This window comes from Erythrobacter longus, from assembly GCF_000715015.1.
GTDB classification, from domain to species: Bacteria; Pseudomonadota; Alphaproteobacteria; order Sphingomonadales; family Sphingomonadaceae; genus Erythrobacter; species Erythrobacter longus.
Map to the genome: position 1 here is coordinate 97,233 of NZ_JMIW01000007.1, position 17,783 is coordinate 115,015.

A 17,783-nucleotide genomic window follows, 5' to 3' on the forward strand; every position below is an offset into this window, starting at 1 on the left:
GAAACTCAACTCTCCCGATGATTTGGCTGATCTCTGACAAGCGCAATGACGCAAGGTTAGAGCGTGCGCTTTATCGCCTGCCGCGTGGAAGCGGGTTTATTTACCGCCACTACCATTTGGGCGATCCACAACGGTGGGAGCGGTTTCGCAAACTTCGCCATGTGGCCAAGGCGTGTCAGCATACGGTCATCCTGTCTGACAGCGCGATCACGGCTAAGGAATGGGGCGCAGACGGCATCTATGGAAGCCCGCGCTCGCTTTGGCCAAGGCGCGAGGGGCTGTTGCACTTGGCCACCGCCCACAATCTGGCCGAACTGGGCCTTGCGAACCGATTAGGTCCGGACGGCGTGCTGCTATCGCCGATCTTCCCCACCAATTCGCATCCCGGAGGAGAGGTGCTTGGACCTGCTCGATTTCGCCTGCTGGCACAGCATTCCAGCGCGCCGGTCATTGCCCTTGGGGGTATGACAAAGGAACGCGCCCACACTCTCAATTGGCCCAGATGGGCGGCGATTGACGGGCTCAGCTAGCCGCTCTTTGCTTGACCGGAGTCCTCTGAGGATTCATGGTGTGTTCTACCTGACCTTCCAATGATGAGAACGCCCCATGGCGACCCGAGCAGTGAGCACCCGAAAGCAGGCACAAGCAGACTGGCGCATTGGCCTTCGCCGTTCCATCCGGCGCGCGGCGCAGATGACCGGCGCAGGCGTGCTTTTGGCAGGCATGGTGTTCTTGGGGCTTGCCCTGGCAAGCTATACGCAAACCGATCCGAGCCCCTCGACCGCAGCGGACCCTGCGCAGGTCAGCAATTGGATGGGCAGTTGGGGTGCGTGGGCCGCTGACCGCGTGCTGTTTGCCTTTGGCCTGCCTGGCGCGTTGCTCCTGCCGCTCCTCTACATTTCTGCGCGCAAATTGTGGCGCGCGGTGGAATTGGACACAGAGGAAGGCGAGCGCACCCGCTGGTGGCTTCCAACCGGGCTTTTGCTGATCGCAATCGTGCTATTGGGCACCGTCTTATCGTTGGCGTTTGATACGAGCACCGGGTCTTTGCCTGCGCAATTGGGGGGTGTTTCCGGCCTTTTGGGGGGCACCGGGATTGAAGCGGTCGCCTCGCGTTTCGGCGAAAGCGCATCGGGATGGATCACGCTGGTCGCAGCGCTTGTTTGCCTTGCTGCTGGCACAACCTTGCTCACTCGCGTTTTCGCCATCGATTGGCGTCTGCTTTTGACCCTGCCCAATTTTGTGCGCAATTCTGCGATTGGCAGTGCGGTTTTCTCGCGCATTCCTTTCCTCCGCAGTGGAGAGCGCGCGCTCACCTTCGCCGATGACGACGACGAAACCGCCGCCCCTGCGACAAAGGCACGGCGCGGTAAAAAGGCCGAAATCATCGAACCAAAGGCAGAGCCCGCGCCGCGCCGCTCGCCAGAAATCACCGATCCCTCCGCGCCTCCCAAGCGGGCTAATCCGGCGACGAAGAAAAACCAGCGCGATATGTTCGCAAATTACGAGCTTCCCAGCCTTGATCTGCTGACCGATCCGCCAGAGGATACCGCGCCCAAGCTTGATAAGCTGGCGTTGGAGCGCAATGCGCGCCTGCTTGAAAACGTGCTCGATGATTTCAACGTGAAAGGCGAGATTACGGCGGTTCGCACCGGCCCTGTGGTCACCATGTACGAGCTGGAGCCAGCGCCGGGCATCAAGGCGAGCCGCGTCGTGGGCCTTGCCGAGGACATCGCCCGCAATATGAGCGCGATTTCGGCGCGCGTCTCCCCAATCCCCGGCAAGACCGTGATGGGCATCGAGCTTCCCAACAAAGACCGCCAGATGGTGGTTTTGAAAGAACTAGCGGCGTGCGCAGACTTTGCCGAGAGCAAGGGCGCGCTGCCGATCATTCTGGGCAAGGATATCGCAGGCGAACCGATTGTCGCAGACCTTGCCGCTATGCCTCACTTGCTGGTCGCGGGGACCACGGGTTCGGGTAAATCGGTGGGCCTCAACTGCATCCTGATGTCGCTGCTCTACCGGTTTACTCCAGAGGAATGCCGCCTGATCCTGATCGATCCCAAGGTGCTTGAGCTTAAGACCTACGACGATATCCCCCACCTCCTTTCCCCCGTGGTGACAGAGCCGCACAAATCGGTGCGCGCGCTTAAATGGGCGGTTGAAGAGATGGAGCGCCGCTATCGGATGATGAGCTCGATCAACTCACGTAACCTCAGTGGCTTCAACGAAAAGGTGCGCAGCGCTATCGCCAAGGGCAAGCCTTTGGGCCGCCGCGTTCAAACCGGTTTTGACCCTGATACGGGCGAGCAGCTGTATGAAGAAGAACAGCTCGATTACGCACCCCTGCCGCAGATCGTTCTGATCGTCGATGAGCTTGCCGATCTGATGGTAACCGTGGGCAAGGAGATCGAAATCCTGATCCAGCGTCTGTCGCAAAAATCACGGGCCGCGGGCATCCACCTCATCATGGCGACGCAGCGTCCTTCGGTCGATGTCATCACCGGCGTTATCAAAGCAAACCTGCCCACGCGGATCAGCTTTAAGGTCACCAGCCGCATCGACAGCCGCACCATTCTGGGCGAGCAAGGTTCGGAACAGCTGCTGGGCAAAGGCGATATGCTTTACAAGCCCAACACCGGAGCAACCGTGCGCGTCCACGGACCTTTTGTCAGTGATGACGAGGTCGAGGCAGTCGCCGATTTCTGGCGGGCCCAGGGCGCGCCTGAATATGTCGATGCCGTGACCGAAGAACCCGAAGACGGCGGCGGTTTGAACTTCGAGGATGAACTCACCGCGTCCGACAATCCGGAAGAGCGCAAATATCGCCAGGCCTGCCAGATCGTCATCGAGAACCAGAAGGCGAGCGGATCGTGGCTTCAGCGCCAGATGGGCGTCGGATACAACACCGCGGCAAAGTGGATCGAGCGGATGGAGAGCGAAGGATTGGTCGGTCCTGCAAACCACGTGGGCCGCCGCGAGATTTTCCGGGACCAGGACGGCAATCCGCTCTAAGGGAGCGTCGATATGTCCAATTCCGCCACGTCATTGCCACTTGAAGCATACGCAAAATGGGTTGGTCAAGCCCCGCGTGATTGGCCCGAAGAGGCTTTGCACATTGCGCGCCGGTCGCTGATTGACACGGTCGCCTGCATGGTGCCGGGCGCAGATGACAGCGCGCCTTCCAAGCTGTGGCCGGTGGTGCAAGGCTGGGGCAGCGGCGATGCGCGTGCTGTGGCGCGCAGCGACAGCCTGTCTGCCCCCGGCGCGGCTCTGTTCAATGGCACTTGCGCCCACGCGCTCGATTTCGATGACAATTTCGACCCGGCAAAAGCGCACGCGTCTGCGGTGCTTATCCCGGCCCTGCTCGCCCTTGCCGATGCAGAGGATGCAAGCATTGGCGATGTGCTCGATGGCTATATCGTGGGATTGCAGATCATGGGCGTTGTTGGCCAAGGCGTGAACCCGTTTCACCGGAGCCGAGGCTGGCATGCGACGGGGACACTGGGCGCGATCGGCGCGGCGGCGGGGTGTGCAAGGCTCCTTCGCCTTGATGCTGAAGAAGCCGCTCACGCAATCTCGCTTTCAACGAGCCTTGCAGGCGGATTTATGAGCCAGTTTGGCTCCGACACAAAGCCCATCCACGCAGGCTTTGCAGCAAGCGGCGGCGTGCAAGCCGCCCTGATGGCGAGAGCCGGGATTACCGCTGGCACTGACACGCTCGATGGTCCCACGGGGCTTCGCACGCTGATGGTCGGGCAAGATGTTGAAGAGCTGGCAGCGGCGATGGAGGGCAAGGCCGAGCACGGGCAGACCATGCGCTTCAACACCGCCAATGTAGGAGAGCCGCTCCACGTGACCGAGCATGGCCTCAAAATCAAACGTTTCCCCAATTGCGGGAGCCTGCACCGCGCGCTTGATGGCTTGCTTGCCCTTATGGAGCAACACTCCATCACCGCCGATGCGGTCCAAACCGTTCTTGTCCGCGCGCCCGCTGCCCACTTGCGCAATCTGATGCACGAAAACCCGCAAACGCCCGCAGAGGCGAAATTCAGCCTTGAATACAGCCTTGCTGCCGCGCTGCAGGCTGGCGAGGTGGGTCTTGGCGATTACGAACCCGGCGCAATTCAGCGACCCGAAGTTCGCGCGCTGATGCCGCTGATTACCAAGGAATATGTCGAGAAGCTCGAAAGCGAATTTCCTACGCAAGTGCATATCACGCTCAAAGACGGGCGCACCGTGCAAACCGCGCTAGCCATGCCTGTTGGCAGCAAAGCGCACCCCATGTCGGATGCGCAATTGTGGCAAAAGCTCGAAACCTGCCTTGCAGCGGCCACAGGATTTACCGCCGATGCGCTGCTCAAGGAACTCGCAGACCTTGACCCGGCAAAGCCAGCCCGCCAATTGACCGCAGCGCTTCAATCCTGACAGATAGGTTCACCATGGCCGCCACGCCCGAAACAAAAGTCACCGCCCTCGTCCTCGCCGCAAGCCGCGCAGGGCCGCAGGACGCGGTCGCCAAACTTCAGAATGTAAGCCACAAATGCCTTGTCGAGATTGACGGCGAAGTCATGCTCCAGCGGGTGGTGCGCGAAATTGCCGAGAGCACGCACGCAGGCGATATCTACGTCTCGATCGAGAGCGAAGAATTGATGCGAGGCGTCCCTTATCTTAATGAGATGATGGAAGCAGGGCGGCTCAAATTCGTGGCTGCTGGCGCAAACCTTTTCACCAGTATCGAGCAGGCGGCTGCGACCATTCCGAACGCCTATCCGCTGGTGGTATCGACCGGCGACAATGCGCTCCACACCTCGGAAATGTTCGACCATTTCTGTGCTGAAGTGCTGGCAAGCGGGGCAGAGGTTGCAGTGGCGATGACGCCCGCTTCGACCATTCTTGAAGCCTATCCCGACGGCAAACGCGCCTTTCACGAGCTTAAAGACGGCGGGTGGTCGAGCTGCAATCTTTACGCCGCCACATCCGCCGATGCGGTCGCTGCTGCGAAGGTTTTTGAAACAGGCGGCCAGTTCGGCAAGCAGCCCCGGCGCATCCTCAAAGCTTTCGGGCTTCGCTTTATGCTGATGTACAAATTCAGCCTCGCAACGATTGACGGCATGGCTGCCCACCTCGCCAAGCGCTGGGGCGTCAAGGTGAAGGTGATCCGCATGCCCTTTGCCGATGCGCCGATTGATGTCGATAATCCGGGCGATTTCACCCGTACCGAAGGCATTTTGAAGAAACGCCGCGGGGTCGACGCCTAAACGCGGAAAGGCGCGAGGACTTCGGGCCGGACCCGCGCAAGGCGGCCGCTTTCCCGGTCGAGCATTGCCCATGTGGTCTGAGCCGTCACAAGCGGCTTTCCATCAGCATCGGTAAACTCGACCATGCGAATGGATTTTGCCCCCTTGGCATCGCCGGGGATATAGGTCGTGCCGGTGGCGGTCTCGCCCGCCGCAATATTGCCGCGATAGTCGATCTCGTGCCGGATCACGACCCAGAAGAACTGCTCTTGGTGCACAGGATCAGCCACCGCAGCCCAATGCGCGGTCGCCATTTCCTGCACCCACGTAACCCAGACCGAATTGTTTACATGGCCAAGCTCATCAATGTGATGAGGCTCGGCTGTGAAGGTTTGGGTGAATCTGGTCAAAGCCTCCCCTCCCGCCTGCGGGAGGGGATTGAGGGGTGGGCAAGGCACGCGAGGTGATGCTGGAAACAGCCCACCCCGCTGCGACTAGCAAGCAAGCTTGCAAGTCTCGCTGCCCCTCCCGCAGGCGGGAGGGGATGGATGTTATTCACCGGCCATCCCCATTTGCCACAGGATAAAGGCGAACTCTTCCGCCGTTTCCTTCAAGCTATTCCAACGGCCCGACTGACCGCCGTGCCCTGCGCCCATATTGGTTTTCATGAGCAGCAAATTGTCGTCCGTCTTGGTATCGCGCAGCTTGGCGACCCATTTGGCGGGCTCCCAATAGGTAACGCGCGGGTCGTTCAATCCGGCTGTGACCAGCATCGGTGGATAGTCCTGCGCTTTCACCTGATCATAGGGCGAATAGGAGAGGATGTAGGCAAAGCTCTCTTTGCTCTCGATCGGATTGCCCCATTCCTGCCATTCGCCCGGCGTCAGCGGGAGGTCTTTATTGAGCATCGTGCCCAGCACATCGACAAAGGGGACGTGGGCAACGATTGCGCCATATTGCGACGGGTCTTGGTTGATGATCGCGCCCATCAATTCGCCGCCTGCTGAGCCGCCGCTCGCGGTCACCATGCCTTCTGCGGTGTAGCCTTTCGCGATAAGGCCGCGCCCTGCATCAACGAAATCGTTGAAGGTGTTGGTGCGCTCGAACATCTTGCCTTGCAGATACCAGCGCCGCCCAAGGTCATCCCCGCCGCGAATATGCGCAATCGCATAGGCAAAGCCGCGATCCACGAGGCTGAGGCGCGTGGTGGAAAAGCCGGGAGGCACGGCATAGCCATAAGCCCCATAGGCATAGAGATGCAGCGGGCCGGGGCCTTCGATGCCTGCTTTCGCCAAGATTTCCGCGCGGTCCTTGCGCATCACAATGCTGACCGGAACCATGGTGCCGTCGCGCGCTTCGATCTCGACACGCTCGGTGGTGTAGAGCGACGCATCATAACCGCTCGGGATTTCCTGCGTTTTAAGGGTCGTGAGCGTCCTTGCCGCCACGTCGTAGTCATACACCGTATCGGGCGTGACCATGCTCTCGTACGACAGGCGCAGCACCGTTTGGTCATACTCAGGGTTATAGGTCAGCCCTGCGTCATAGCTCGCCTCAGGGAAGACAACCGGCTCGATTTCCAGCGGCGCATCATAACGACGGATTTGCACTGCATCGAGACCATTCAAGCGTCCTTCGGTGACGAAGAATGTCTCAAACAGATCAAAATCGGTGAGGTAGAAATCGTTGGAGCCCGCAATGACGGTTTGCCATTCGCCGGGTGTCTGCAAATCGGCTTTGGCGAGGCGGAAATTGATGTGGTCGTCATTGGTCCAGACCCACAGCTCACTTTCGCGAATATCGACATTGTATTCGACACCCTTTTGGCGAGCTTTCACCAAAGTCAGCTCTCCGGTCGGATTGTCAGCAGAAACAAACCGAACTTCGCTTGTCTCATTGTCGCCGGTCGCGATGATGAGATAATCTTCCTGCGCATTCAGCCCCGCGCCAACGCTGAAGCTCTGATCCTCCTCCAGATAAAGCGTTACATCGCTGTCATTGGGCTCGCCAATTGTATGCAGCTTGATCTCAAGGCTGCGCCATTCTTCGGTAGAGGGGGTGTAGACAAGCGCTGTGTCATTCGCGACCCACGTAAGCCCGCCGCGAAGTTCCGGCATTTCGTCAGCCAGAAGCTCGCCTGTCTCCAAATCCTTGATCCGGCCGGTGTAACGCTCTGACCCATCCGTGTCGGTCGAATAGGCAAGAAAACGCCCGTTCTTGCTTACGGTGAGAGCGCCAAGGCGGAAATATTCAAGGCCCTCAGCCAGCTCGTTCTCGTCAAGGATGAGCTGGGCTTGCGCACTCTCAGGCGCGCCAACGGGCCTGCGGTAATGCTTGCGATATTGCGCGCCCTCTTCAAATTCGGACCAATACATGAATTTGCCTGATCGCTGGGGCACACTGGAATCGTCCTCCTTGATCCGTGCGCGCATCTCTGTGAACAGGCTTGTCGTCAGCGCCTCCTGCCCCGCCATATTCGCCTCGAAATAGGCGTTTTCCGCTTTTACGTAATCGAGCACATCCTCATCATCGATCACCGGGTACGACTTGTCATAGAGCCAGTCGTAGGGGTCGCTGATCGTGATCCCGTGGTGAGTGTAGGTATGCTCGCGCTTTTCAGCGATGGGCGGGGTGACGGCTGACACGTTTGCGTGTTCCTTTTGTGTGTTGGCGGACGCGGCGCTCGGGGTGAGCGCCATAAAGGCAGCAGCGCATGTAAGACTTACCAATCGCGATTGCGACATCCGAGTTTCTCCTTGGAGCATCTAAGGCCGCGCTGGAAAGAGCGACGGCTTAGGCCTATGTGTGAGACTTGTAATGCGAGTCCATGGCGGGACAAGTCCCTGCGTGCACAAATGGAACCGAGAGAATGGAACCGATAGAATGCTGATGCAAACCCACGAAGCAAGATTGCAGGCCCTGCGCGAGGAACTCAAACGCCGCGGGCTCGATGGTTTTGTCGTACCCATTTCCGATGAACATATGAGCGAATATGTGGGTGATTATGCCCAGCGTCTCCATTGGCTCACAGGTTTTGGCGGATCTGCGGGGTTTGCCTGCGTAACGCTCACCCATGCGGCGATTTTTGTGGATGGTCGATACACCGTGCAAGTGTGCGATCAGGTGGATGGCAACCTCTTCGAATATCGCAGCATTCCGGGCGACAGCCTCGGCGCATGGCTCAGGGAAGTGAGCGAAGACGGCGCGAAGATCGCTTACGATCCATGGCTTCATACATGGGGCTGGGTAGAGGCGCTGGAGAAGCAGGTTGAACCAGCTGGCATCACCATGGTGCCAGCGCACAGCAATCCTTTGGACGCGGTCTGGTCGGATCAGCCCGCGCCGTCCGAGGCGCAAGCATTCGTCCATGAAGAGAGCCTCGCTGGCAGGTCATCCGCCGACAAGCGGGCCCAGATAGCCGATTGGCTGACTGACAAAGGCCTTGATGCGGTTGTAGTGCCCGCGCTCGATTCGATTGCGTGGCTCCTCAATATCCGGGGCAAGGACGTTGATCACACGCCCGTTGCCCTGTCCTATGTCATCGTGAAATCTGACGGGACGGCAGAGCTCTTCATCGCGCCTGAAAAGGTCACGCCTGAACTCACCCAGCATCTGGGCAATGCGGTGACTATCCGCGACCGCAGTGCCTTTACCGGCGCTTTGGGCGAATATTCGGGCAAGAAGGTCAGCATTGACCCCAACTACGGTGTGGTTGGCATCGCCCAAGCGCTTCGTGCAGGCGGTGCGAAATTCTCTTTCCGCGATGACCCGACAATCCTTGCCAAAGCGGTCAAGAACCCAGCCGAAGTGCAAGGGCACAAGGACGCACAAGCCCGCGATGGCGCAGCGGTCAGCCGCTTCCTGCGCTGGCTCGAAGTGACAGCCCCTGCTGGTGAGATCGACGAGCTTACCGCTGCGGCCAAGCTGGAAGGGTTCCGGCGCGAGCACGGCGATCTTCGCGATACATCCTTCGACACGATTTCAGCAGCTGCAGGGCATGCCGCTTTGCCGCACTATAAAGTCGATGAGGACAGCAATATCCTCATCCCCCCCGGCTCGATCTATCTGGTCGATTCAGGCGGGCAGTACCCTGCTGGCACGACCGACATCACCCGCACCGTGTGGATCGATACCCCCGAAGGCAGCGAGCCCACAGCCGAAATGCGCGACCGCTTCACCCGCGTCCTTAAGGGCCATATCCAGATTGATAGCGCGATCTTCCCACAAGGAACCTGCGGCGGCCAGATCGATGTGCTCGCGCGGCAATACCTTTGGGAAGCGGGCGTCGATTACGCGCATGGCACCGGCCACGGCGTGGGCAGCTTCCTTGCCGTCCACGAAGGGCCACAACGCATCGCCAAACCCACCGGCGGGCAGGCAGGCACAAACGCTGAACTGCACGCTGGCATGATCCTTTCCAATGAACCGGGCTATTATAAGCCAGACGCATTCGGCATCCGGATCGAGAACCTTGTTTTGACGGTTGAGAAGGAAATCGAAGGCGCGGAAGGCCGATATCTCGGTTTTGATTGCCTGACATGGGTGCCGATTGATCGCCGTTTGATCGAAAAAAGCCTGCTGACCGCGTCCGAGATTGCATGGCTTGACGATTATCACGCGAAGGTGCGCGCTCTGCTTGCTCCGCAGCTTGAAGGCGATGATCTTGCATGGGTCGAACGCGAGACGCAGCCGCTTTGAAGCGGTTTGCGCCGCCGCACATGTTCCTATAATGTTCTCCATGTTCCGAGTCGCAGCTCGCGGCTCACGGTTAAGGGAGAACTTACATGATCGGCTACGTAACACTGGGCACCAATGACCTGCCTCGCGCGGCGGCCTTCTATGACAAGGTTGCAGGCGCCATGGGATATGGCCGGATGATGGAAGAGGGCGAATTTATCGCCTGGGGCAATTTCGAAGACGGCACCGCCGGTCTTGCTGCAACCAAGCCTTTCGATGGCGAAGCGGCAAGCGTTGGCAATGGCACCATGGTCGCTTTGATGGTCGACAGCCCTGAAAAGGTGAAGGCCGTCTATGATGTCGCCATCGCCAATGGGGCGAGCGATGAAGGCGAGCCGGGCCCGCGCGGTGACGATGGTTTTTATGCTGGATACTTCCGCGATATGGACGGCAATAAACTCAACGTCTTTTGCATGGCGCCGCCTGCTGAATAGGCGCTCTCTTGCCTTCCGATGAATGAGGCGGTCTGCCTGATACAAAGCGCGACACAATAGCGCGTATCCGGCATAATCGTGCGACAATGAGGTTCTAGAAAGGGCATTGTGAGTTGCGGTGAGGAACCAGAGCTGGCCCTCAACCCTTCAAACCCCCCGATGACCCGCGCCAAATGACGCGTGGGGGTGAGAGATGGGTAGAAGGCCAGCGTTTCGTCCATGCTGCAGCTTCATGCAAATAAGACATATAATAAGCCCTGAAAGGAACGCCCCATGCGCAAAGTAACCCTCTCTCTCACAGCCGCCGTCCTTCTTGTGGGCGGTGCAGGCCTCGCATACGCACAGCAGCAAGAACGCGGTATGGCCCGCGCAGATGCCAACGGCGATGGCGAGATCACCCTTGCCGAAGCCAAAGCCCACGCAGCGACGCGCTTTGCCCGCATGGACGCCAATGGCGACGGCGAACTTAGTCAAGATGACCGCGCAGCACGCGCCAAAGCCCGGTTTACCGAGGCCGATGCAAATGGTGACGGCGAGGTGACCCCTGCCGAAATGACCGCCGCGCGCCAAACCCGTGCAGCTGAGCGTCAAGCCCGCATGTTTGAGCGGCTCGACACCGATGGCAGCGGAGGACTTTCAGAGGCTGAAATGATGGCTGGCCGCGAGGCTCGCGCAGAACGCCGCGCTGAACGGGGTGGCGAACGGGGTGAAATGCGCCGTGGGCGCGGTGGTCCAGATGCCAGAGGTGGTCGCGGTGGTAGAGGCGATCGCGCGATGCGGATGCTGGCGCGTGCCGACACCAATGGCGACAAGGTCGTGAGCCAAGCCGAATTTGATGCGAGCGTTGAGGCACGCTTCAACCGCCTCGACACAGATGGCTCTGGCACGATCACCGCTGAAGAACATGCAGCAGCCCGCGAGAAACGGCAAAATCGTCGCTCGCGCTAATAACGCATGACCCTGTTTGGCATTTGCAAAACTTGCTTACCCCCTCCCCGGTCCGTTTTGCATTTGCCAATCATTCGGCCCGGCCGTGCACGCCCACCGCATCCCCTTACCGCGGTGGACTTGCGCGCCGGGCCGACACCTTTCATGACAGAATGCGCAATATGAGTGACCACGATGACTGACGGCGATGACTGACGATGCTCCCAAAATCCTGCTGGTCGATGATGAGGCGACTTTGCGTGAGCCCTTGGCCGATTACCTTGGAGGGCAAGGGTTTTCGGTGACGCAGGCGATAAGCGCAGCGGCCGCACGCTCGGAATTGACCACTTGGCAGCCCGATATCGTCCTTCTCGATGTTATGATGCCGGGTGAAGACGGTCTTTCCTTATGCCGCCATCTGGTTGAGACACGCGGCCTGCCGGTCATTTTCCTCACCGCCAAAGGCGAAGCGATGGACCGGATCCTTGGACTGGAACTGGGCGCAGATGATTATGTGGTCAAACCCTTTGAGCCGCGCGAGCTGGTTGCGCGCATTCGCACTGTTCTTCGCCGAGTCGATCGCACGCCTGCCTCGCCAGAGGCTATGGAGGATTGGCACTACCAATTCGAAGGCTGGGTGCTGGACCCGTTAAAGCGCAAGCTTACCGATGCCCACGGCGTCACCGTCCCCATTTCTACGGCAGAATTTCGCCTCCTTCGCGCCTTTCTTGATAGCCCGCGTCAGGTGATGGACCGCGACCTGCTGCTTGATCTTGTGCAAGGGCGCACCGCGCAATTGTTCGATCGGGCCGTCGACAATCAGGTGAGCCGCCTGCGCCGTAAGATCGAGGCCGATACCAGCAATCCGCAATTGATCCTGACCGTGCGCGGAGGCGGATATCGCTTTGCCGCAGACGTGAAACGAGCGGCACCAGGCCCTGCTGCCTGATGAAGCGTCTCCTTCCCTCCAGCCTGTTTGGACAGGTCATGGTGAGCGTCGCGCTCGCCCTTTTGATATCGCAAGCGATATCAGTGACCTTGCTGTTTCGCGCAGGCGAGGAGCGCCGGGAAAGCGCGGCGGTCACAACATCGGCGTTTCGCCTGATCAACGGGGCCGAGCGCGCTGAGATCAGAGCGGCGCGCCTTGGCCCCGAAACACAAAACGGGCGCGAAAGCGGGGAGCGCGGGCCAAGGAGGGCTTTTCGAGATGGTGAGCGCGGCGGCCGATTGCCGCCACAATTGCGCTACAGCGTGTCGGACAATCCGCCAGCCGTCCTTCAGGCAGGAACGCAGCGCGACGACCTCGCACAACGGCTTCGAGAAGTGCTTGAGGCAGAAGGGGTGCGACCCCACGCCGTCATGGTCAGTGTCCTTCGCGCAGGCGATGCGCCCGGCCTCAGGCGTCTGGCCGACAGGCGCCCGCGTCTGGCTGCCAACCCCAATTGGCGCGACCGCACTTTGGTCGTTTCATCGATCCAGCGCACAGCAGATGGCGTTTGGGAAACAACGCGCCTGCTTGCACCGGGAAGGCCCACAGGCTCGCTTGGCGCGGTGCTTTTGCAGACGCTTTTGACCTTCGGATTTCTGATCGCCGCATTGTTCTTTGTGCTGCGCCGAATCACCCGTCCTCTGGCCGCATTGACGAAGCGCGTTGCCGACTTTTCACGCGACCCTGACACAGTGGTCGAGCTTGAGGAAACCGGCCCTTCTGACATCCGCCACCTGATTGCCGCGCACAATACGATGGAAGCACGCGTCGCCGCTTTGCTTGATGAAAAGGACGTGATGCTCGGCGCCATTGGGCATGATCTTAAAACACCGCTTGCCGCTTTGCGTGTCCGGATTGAAGGCGTTTCAGACGATGATGAACGCGCCAAGATGGCAGCCTCGATTGAAGACATCACCGCAACGCTCGACGATATTTTGATGCTTGCCCGGATGGGGCGCAAAGGATCTTTGCAAACCGAGGCGACAGAGCTTGGGGCATTGGCGCTGGGCGTGGTCGAGGAGTTTGAGGATCTTGGCGAGCCTGTCACAATGATCAATCCGCAGCGCCTTGTTGCTGAGGTCCAAGTCACCTGGATCAAGCGCGCGCTTCGCAATCTTGTATCCAACGCTGTGCGCTACGGCGGGGAGGCAGAGGTTTGCGTGGTCCGCGGTGAGGCGTATGCGATTTTGCGATTTGAGGACAACGGCCCGGGCATTCCTGACGATGCCATTGCCGATATGATGGAGCCCTTCACAAGAGGCGAGGCATCGCGCAACCGAGCAACCGGCGGCGCAGGGCTTGGCCTTACATTGGCGCGCGCGATTGCTGTGGCCCATGGGGGCGACTTGGTGCTCGCAAACCGTGAAGAAGGTGGCTTAAGGGCAGAAATCCGCTTACCCCTTTGAGCCAAAGCAAGCGCCCCGAGCCGCAAGGGCCATTCCAAGGGAGATCATTTGATGAGCGTCACGTTGTTTGGTGCACCCCCTTCGCTCTTTTCAGGAAAGGCGCGGGCCTATCTTGATTGGAAAGGCGTTGAGTACACAGAAAAGCTCCCCAGCGATCCGGTGTTTACCTCGCAAGTGGTCCCCCAAGTCGGAAGGCCTGTGATCCCCGTGGTGCAGCTCGCCGATGGGACCTTGTTACAAGACACAACAATCATCATCGACCATTTTGAGGCTAAGGCTGATGGCCCCCGCGTCTATCCTGAAACTCCGCGACAACGCCTCGCGGCCCTGCTGCTCGAATGCTTTGGCGATGAATGGCTTGTGATCCCTGCCATGCATTATCGCTGGCACTATAATGAGGAGTGGATTTACTCCGAATTTGGCAAGACCGCGCTTCCCGGCGCAACAGCGAGTGAGCAATATGAAGCGGGCAAAAAGCGCGGTGCAATGTTCAAGGGCTTTGTGCCGATGCTGGGCATTAACGCAGGCACCGTCCCTGCAATTGAGGCATCGTATGAGGCGCTTTTAAGCGACCTCGACGCCCATTTTGGCACCCATGATTTTGTGCTGGGATCGCGGCCAAGTATTGGTGATTATGGCCTCATTGGTCCGCTCTACGCCCACAATTATCGCGATCCCAAGAGCGGCGAAATGATGAAGCGGCTTGCCCCCAACGTCGCGCGCTGGGTTGAACGGATGATTGCGCCTGTTCCCCATTCAGGCGAGTTCCTGCCCGGCGATGCAATCCCCCAAACGCTTATCCCTGTGCTGGAACGGATGATGCGCGAACACATCCCCTATCTTCAATCAGTCGCACATTTGCTTGGGCACTGGGCCAAGGCAAATCCGGGCGCCGGAGTCCCGCGCGCGGTTGGCATGGTGGACTTCACCATTGAAGGGATAACGGGGCAGCGCGCTGCCCTGCCATTCGGCCTGTGGATGCTGCAACGTTCTCTCGATTATCTTGCGTCATTGACTGGCGAAGCGCGCGAAAGTGTAGGGGCGATGCTGCGCGAATGCGGGGGGCAGGCGCTCCTTGAGTTTGAGATGCCGTGCCGCCTCACATTTGAAGACTTTCGGCTGACCCATTCACCGCTCAGCGAGTAATCTTTGCGACCGCGCGATCAAGGCCAGCTCTCTTTCATCAAACCCGCCCTCATCCTCAGCGCTTTGGCGGGGCGGAACGGCGGTGATGAAATAGGCGATGCCGGTCCCGCTTACAGGATCGAACCATAGGCCAGATCGCAGGCCGTATGCTTCGCCCGCATGGCCATAACGGGTGACACCATCTTTGAAGAGCGCGTCCATACACTCGCGCTCCGGCGTCTCTAGCGCTTGCATATGCAGGCCATAGCCGCAGAAGAACTCTTGGCCTTCAATCACCGGATCAGCGGCGGCAAGCATCGCCTGAATCGAACGTTCAGAGATCAGCGTTTCGCCCTCTTGCACGAGCGCTTGCCCGACGCGGGCCAGGTCCACCATGCCGATGCGCACGCCGCCTTGCGGGCTGAACACAGAGGCGTTGCTGCCGGGCACATAATCCTCAAGCGAGCATTCAACCCCGTCCGCCACAGGGATTGTGCAGCCAGGCGGAAGATCGTGCACATCATCGCGGGCAATTTCGCCTGTGTCACGGTAGAGCGTCACAGCGCGCGCCGCCATTTCGGGTGAACAGCCGATCCAGTTGGCGCAGCCCTCTATCCCAAGCGGATCAAACACCAACCGGTTCAAGAGTGCATAATAGCGCTCGCCGCTTGCCGCCTCCAAAACGCTGGCCACCACGGGTGAACCGATATTGGCATATTCAAACGGCGCTCTACCCGGCGGCGCATCGGCGTACCAGCTTGCCGGGTCCTGAAGCTTTTCCTCAAGGCTATCCCCCAAGGGGATTACATAACCGCTCGCGTCGCGCAGGCCAGAGCGATGATCCATCAATTGCCGCAGCGTTACAGGGGTATCGGGAAAGCCGGGGCTGCGGACCTTGTAGCCCAGATACGCCGACACATCCGCGTCCAGATCGACCACACCCTGTTCGGCCAAGCGCAGGGCTGCAAGCGCCATCAGCAGTTTGGAAATGCTGGCGATGCGCACCGGGTCATTGGCTTTGACTTCGCGCCCGGTGGAACGGTCGGCAAGCCCCTCAACGATAAGCGGCGTTATGCTCTCACGGTCAAAGGCGACCACCACCGTGGCAGGCGTGGCAGGCGTTGCAGGCTGCGGCGATACACCGCTTGCACCTTCAGGGAACGCTGGAGGAGTGCACGCTCCAAGAGCGAGCGCTGCAAGGCTGGCCAACGCCAGCTTCACCGCATCAATCCGCCGATCAGATTGCGCACAAATCGCCCGGCGATAGGGCCGGCCAAATCGGTTGCGATCGAACCCGCCGCCGAGGTCAGCCCCGATGCGACCGGATTGGCGCGCGACTTCTTTCCGAGGACAGCCGCGGCTGCCACGCCAGCAACGCCGCCCGCTGCAACCTTGGCCCCGCGCGACATCGCCTTCTCCCAGATCGATGTGGACTTGCGTGAGCGTTTGGCGACCTCTTCTTCGCCTTTCTCTTCGACTTCCTGAGCGGTCTCTACCGCGTCCGCTGCTTTTTGCGCGAGCACTTCTTCGGCGCTCTGACGGTCGACCACCTGGTCATATTTCCCATCGAACGGGCTCACCGACTGGATGATGGCGCGCTCTTTGGCGCTCACCGGGCCAAGGCGCGAGCGAGGCGGCTTGATGAGCGTGCGTTGCACAATCGTGGGCGCGCCCTCTTCGTCGAGGGTGGAGACAAGCGCCTCACCCACTTTGAGCTCGGTAATGGCCGCTTCGACATCGAGATCAGGGTTGATCCGGAAGGTTTCCGCAGCCGCCTTGATCGCGCGTTGGTCGCGCTTGGTGAAGGCGCGAAGGGCGTGTTGCACACGGTTGCCCAATTGCCCTGCGACTTCTTCCGGAATGTCGATCGGGTTCTGGGTGACAAAGTAAACGCCGACGCCTTTTGACCGGATCAAGCGGACCACCTGTTCGATTTTATCCTGAAGCGCTTTGGGCGCGTCATCGAACAAAAGGTGCGCTTCATCAAAGAAGAAGACGAGCGTTGGTTTTTCAGGATCGCCCACTTCGGGAAGGGTCTCAAACAGCTCTGCCAAAAGCCACAAAAGGAAGGTCGCATAAAGCTTTGGCGAACGCATCAACTGGTCAGCGGCCAGCACATTCACATAGCCACGTCCTTCTTCGTCTTTTTGAAGAAAATCGTCGATTTCAAGCGCGGGTTCACCAAAAAAGTGGGCGGCGCCTTGCGATTCAAACGAGAGCAATTGCCGCTGGATCGCGCCCACCGATTGCCGCGAGACGTTGCCATATCCTGCGCCCGACAACTCCTGAGCATTCTCATTCGCCCATTGGAGAAGCGATTGCAGGTCGCCAAAGTCGAGCAGCAAGAGCCCATTGTCATCGGCATAGCGGAAAACGATCTGAAGGACGCCTTCCTGCGTGTCGTTCAGATCAAGCAGACGCGCCAAAAGGAGCGGGCCCATCTCGGTCACGGTGGTGCGGATGGGGTGGCCTTGTTCGCCGTACAAATCCCAAAAGATCACGGGATTATCGGAATAGGCGTAATCCTCCATCCCAAGCTCTTTTGCGCGGCTCTCAAGCTTTTCGGCATGTTTGAACTTTGGCGAACCGGGCATCGCAATGCCGGACAAATCGCCTTTTACATCGGCAACGAAGACAGGCACGCCATCAGCGGAAAAGCTCTCAGCCAGACCTTGGAGTGTGACCGTCTTACCCGTGCCGGTTGCCCCTGCGACCAAGCCATGGCGGTTGGCCCGCGACAGGGCGAGGCTCTGATTTTCGCCATTGCCACCAAGACCCAGAAATATCTCGCTCATCGCGTGTGTTACCTTTACCCAGAATTCGTTTGGCCAAGATGTGCCGCTCAGCGAAGATTTGGTCAACCGCGAGGCTCGATTTACCCAAAGGTCCCTATCGACTTGGAAGTGTGAGGGGCCTAAAGCTCGAA

Annotated in this window: 14 protein-coding genes; 10 read left to right on the forward strand and 4 right to left on the reverse strand. The window is 59.5% G+C overall.

The features are described from left to right. Positions 1–17: 17 nt before the first annotated feature. From EH31_RS14340 to EH31_RS14355, 4 genes are all read left to right on the forward strand, one after another. The gene (locus EH31_RS14340) at positions 18–530 is read left to right on the forward strand and encodes a thiamine phosphate synthase (protein ID WP_241765944.1); all 513 of its coding nucleotides are present in this window, start codon (positions 18–20) and stop codon (positions 528–530) included. A gap of 76 nt (positions 531–606) precedes the next feature. Further along, the gene (locus EH31_RS14345) at positions 607–3,015 is read left to right on the forward strand and encodes an FtsK/SpoIIIE family DNA translocase (protein ID WP_034961578.1); all 2,409 of its coding nucleotides are present in this window, start codon (positions 607–609) and stop codon (positions 3,013–3,015) included. A 12-nt stretch (positions 3,016–3,027) separates the two neighbouring features. Further along, the gene (locus EH31_RS14350) at positions 3,028–4,428 is read left to right on the forward strand and encodes an MmgE/PrpD family protein (protein WP_051699301.1); all 1,401 of its coding nucleotides are present in this window, start codon (positions 3,028–3,030) and stop codon (positions 4,426–4,428) included. A 14-nt stretch (positions 4,429–4,442) separates the two neighbouring features. Continuing rightward, a complete protein-coding gene (locus EH31_RS14355) occupies positions 4,443–5,261 on the forward strand; it encodes a nucleotidyltransferase family protein (RefSeq protein ID WP_034961579.1) in 819 nt (272 codons plus the stop codon). Here the strand turns inward: EH31_RS14355 and EH31_RS14360 are convergent. Together EH31_RS14360 and EH31_RS14365 are read right to left on the reverse strand one after the other, a co-directional pair. Further along, positions 5,258–5,650, reverse strand: a complete 393-nt coding sequence (locus EH31_RS14360) for an acyl-CoA thioesterase (RefSeq protein ID WP_034961581.1) — start codon at positions 5,648–5,650, stop codon at positions 5,258–5,260. The genes EH31_RS14355 and EH31_RS14360 overlap by 4 nt on opposite strands. Positions 5,651–5,791: 141 nt before the next feature. Then, positions 5,792–7,984, reverse strand: coding sequence for a S9 family peptidase (locus EH31_RS14365; RefSeq protein WP_034961582.1), 2,193 nt, complete (start codon positions 7,982–7,984; stop codon positions 5,792–5,794). A 139-nt stretch (positions 7,985–8,123) separates the two neighbouring features. Here EH31_RS14365 and EH31_RS14370 point away from each other — a divergent pair, with 139 nt between their 5' ends. The 6 genes from EH31_RS14370 to EH31_RS14395 all read left to right on the forward strand — a co-directional run bounded on the left by EH31_RS14370 (position 8,124) and on the right by EH31_RS14395 (position 14,878). After that, entirely contained in the window at positions 8,124–9,938 is a 1,815-nt protein-coding gene (locus EH31_RS14370; protein WP_034961583.1) for an aminopeptidase P family protein, read from the forward strand. A gap of 86 nt (positions 9,939–10,024) precedes the next feature. Then, a complete protein-coding gene (locus EH31_RS14375; RefSeq protein ID WP_034961585.1) occupies positions 10,025–10,411 on the forward strand; it encodes a VOC family protein in 387 nt (128 codons plus the stop codon). Between the two features lie 273 nt (positions 10,412–10,684). Beyond that, entirely contained in the window at positions 10,685–11,359 is a 675-nt protein-coding gene (locus EH31_RS14380) for an EF-hand domain-containing protein (RefSeq protein ID WP_034961587.1), read from the forward strand. Between the two features lie 187 nt (positions 11,360–11,546). Beyond that, positions 11,547–12,287, forward strand: a complete 741-nt coding sequence (locus EH31_RS14385; protein ID WP_034961588.1) for a response regulator — start codon at positions 11,547–11,549, stop codon at positions 12,285–12,287. After that, positions 12,287–13,732 (forward strand): ATP-binding protein, encoded by a 1,446-nt coding sequence (locus tag EH31_RS14390; RefSeq protein ID WP_034961589.1) that lies wholly within the window; start codon positions 12,287–12,289, stop codon positions 13,730–13,732. The genes EH31_RS14385 and EH31_RS14390 overlap by 1 nt, the downstream gene beginning before the upstream one ends. Before the next feature lie 51 nt (positions 13,733–13,783). Continuing rightward, on the forward strand, positions 13,784–14,878 hold the full coding sequence (locus EH31_RS14395; RefSeq protein WP_034961590.1) for a glutathione S-transferase family protein: 1,095 nt from the start codon (positions 13,784–13,786) through the stop codon (positions 14,876–14,878). On the opposite strand, the gene EH31_RS14400 is transcribed toward EH31_RS14395, so the two are convergent. Both EH31_RS14400 and EH31_RS14405 read right to left on the reverse strand, forming a co-directional pair. Further along, positions 14,861–16,078 (reverse strand): serine hydrolase domain-containing protein, encoded by a 1,218-nt coding sequence (locus EH31_RS14400; protein ID WP_051699303.1) that lies wholly within the window; start codon positions 16,076–16,078, stop codon positions 14,861–14,863. The genes EH31_RS14395 and EH31_RS14400 overlap by 18 nt on opposite strands. Continuing rightward, positions 16,075–17,652 carry a helicase HerA-like domain-containing protein gene (locus EH31_RS14405; RefSeq protein WP_034961864.1) on the reverse strand — a complete coding sequence of 526 codons (1,578 nt, stop codon included), beginning with the start codon at positions 17,650–17,652 and terminating at the stop codon, positions 16,075–16,077. Before EH31_RS14405 ends, EH31_RS14400 begins: the two co-directional genes overlap by 4 nt. Positions 17,653–17,783: the final 131 nt, after the last annotated feature.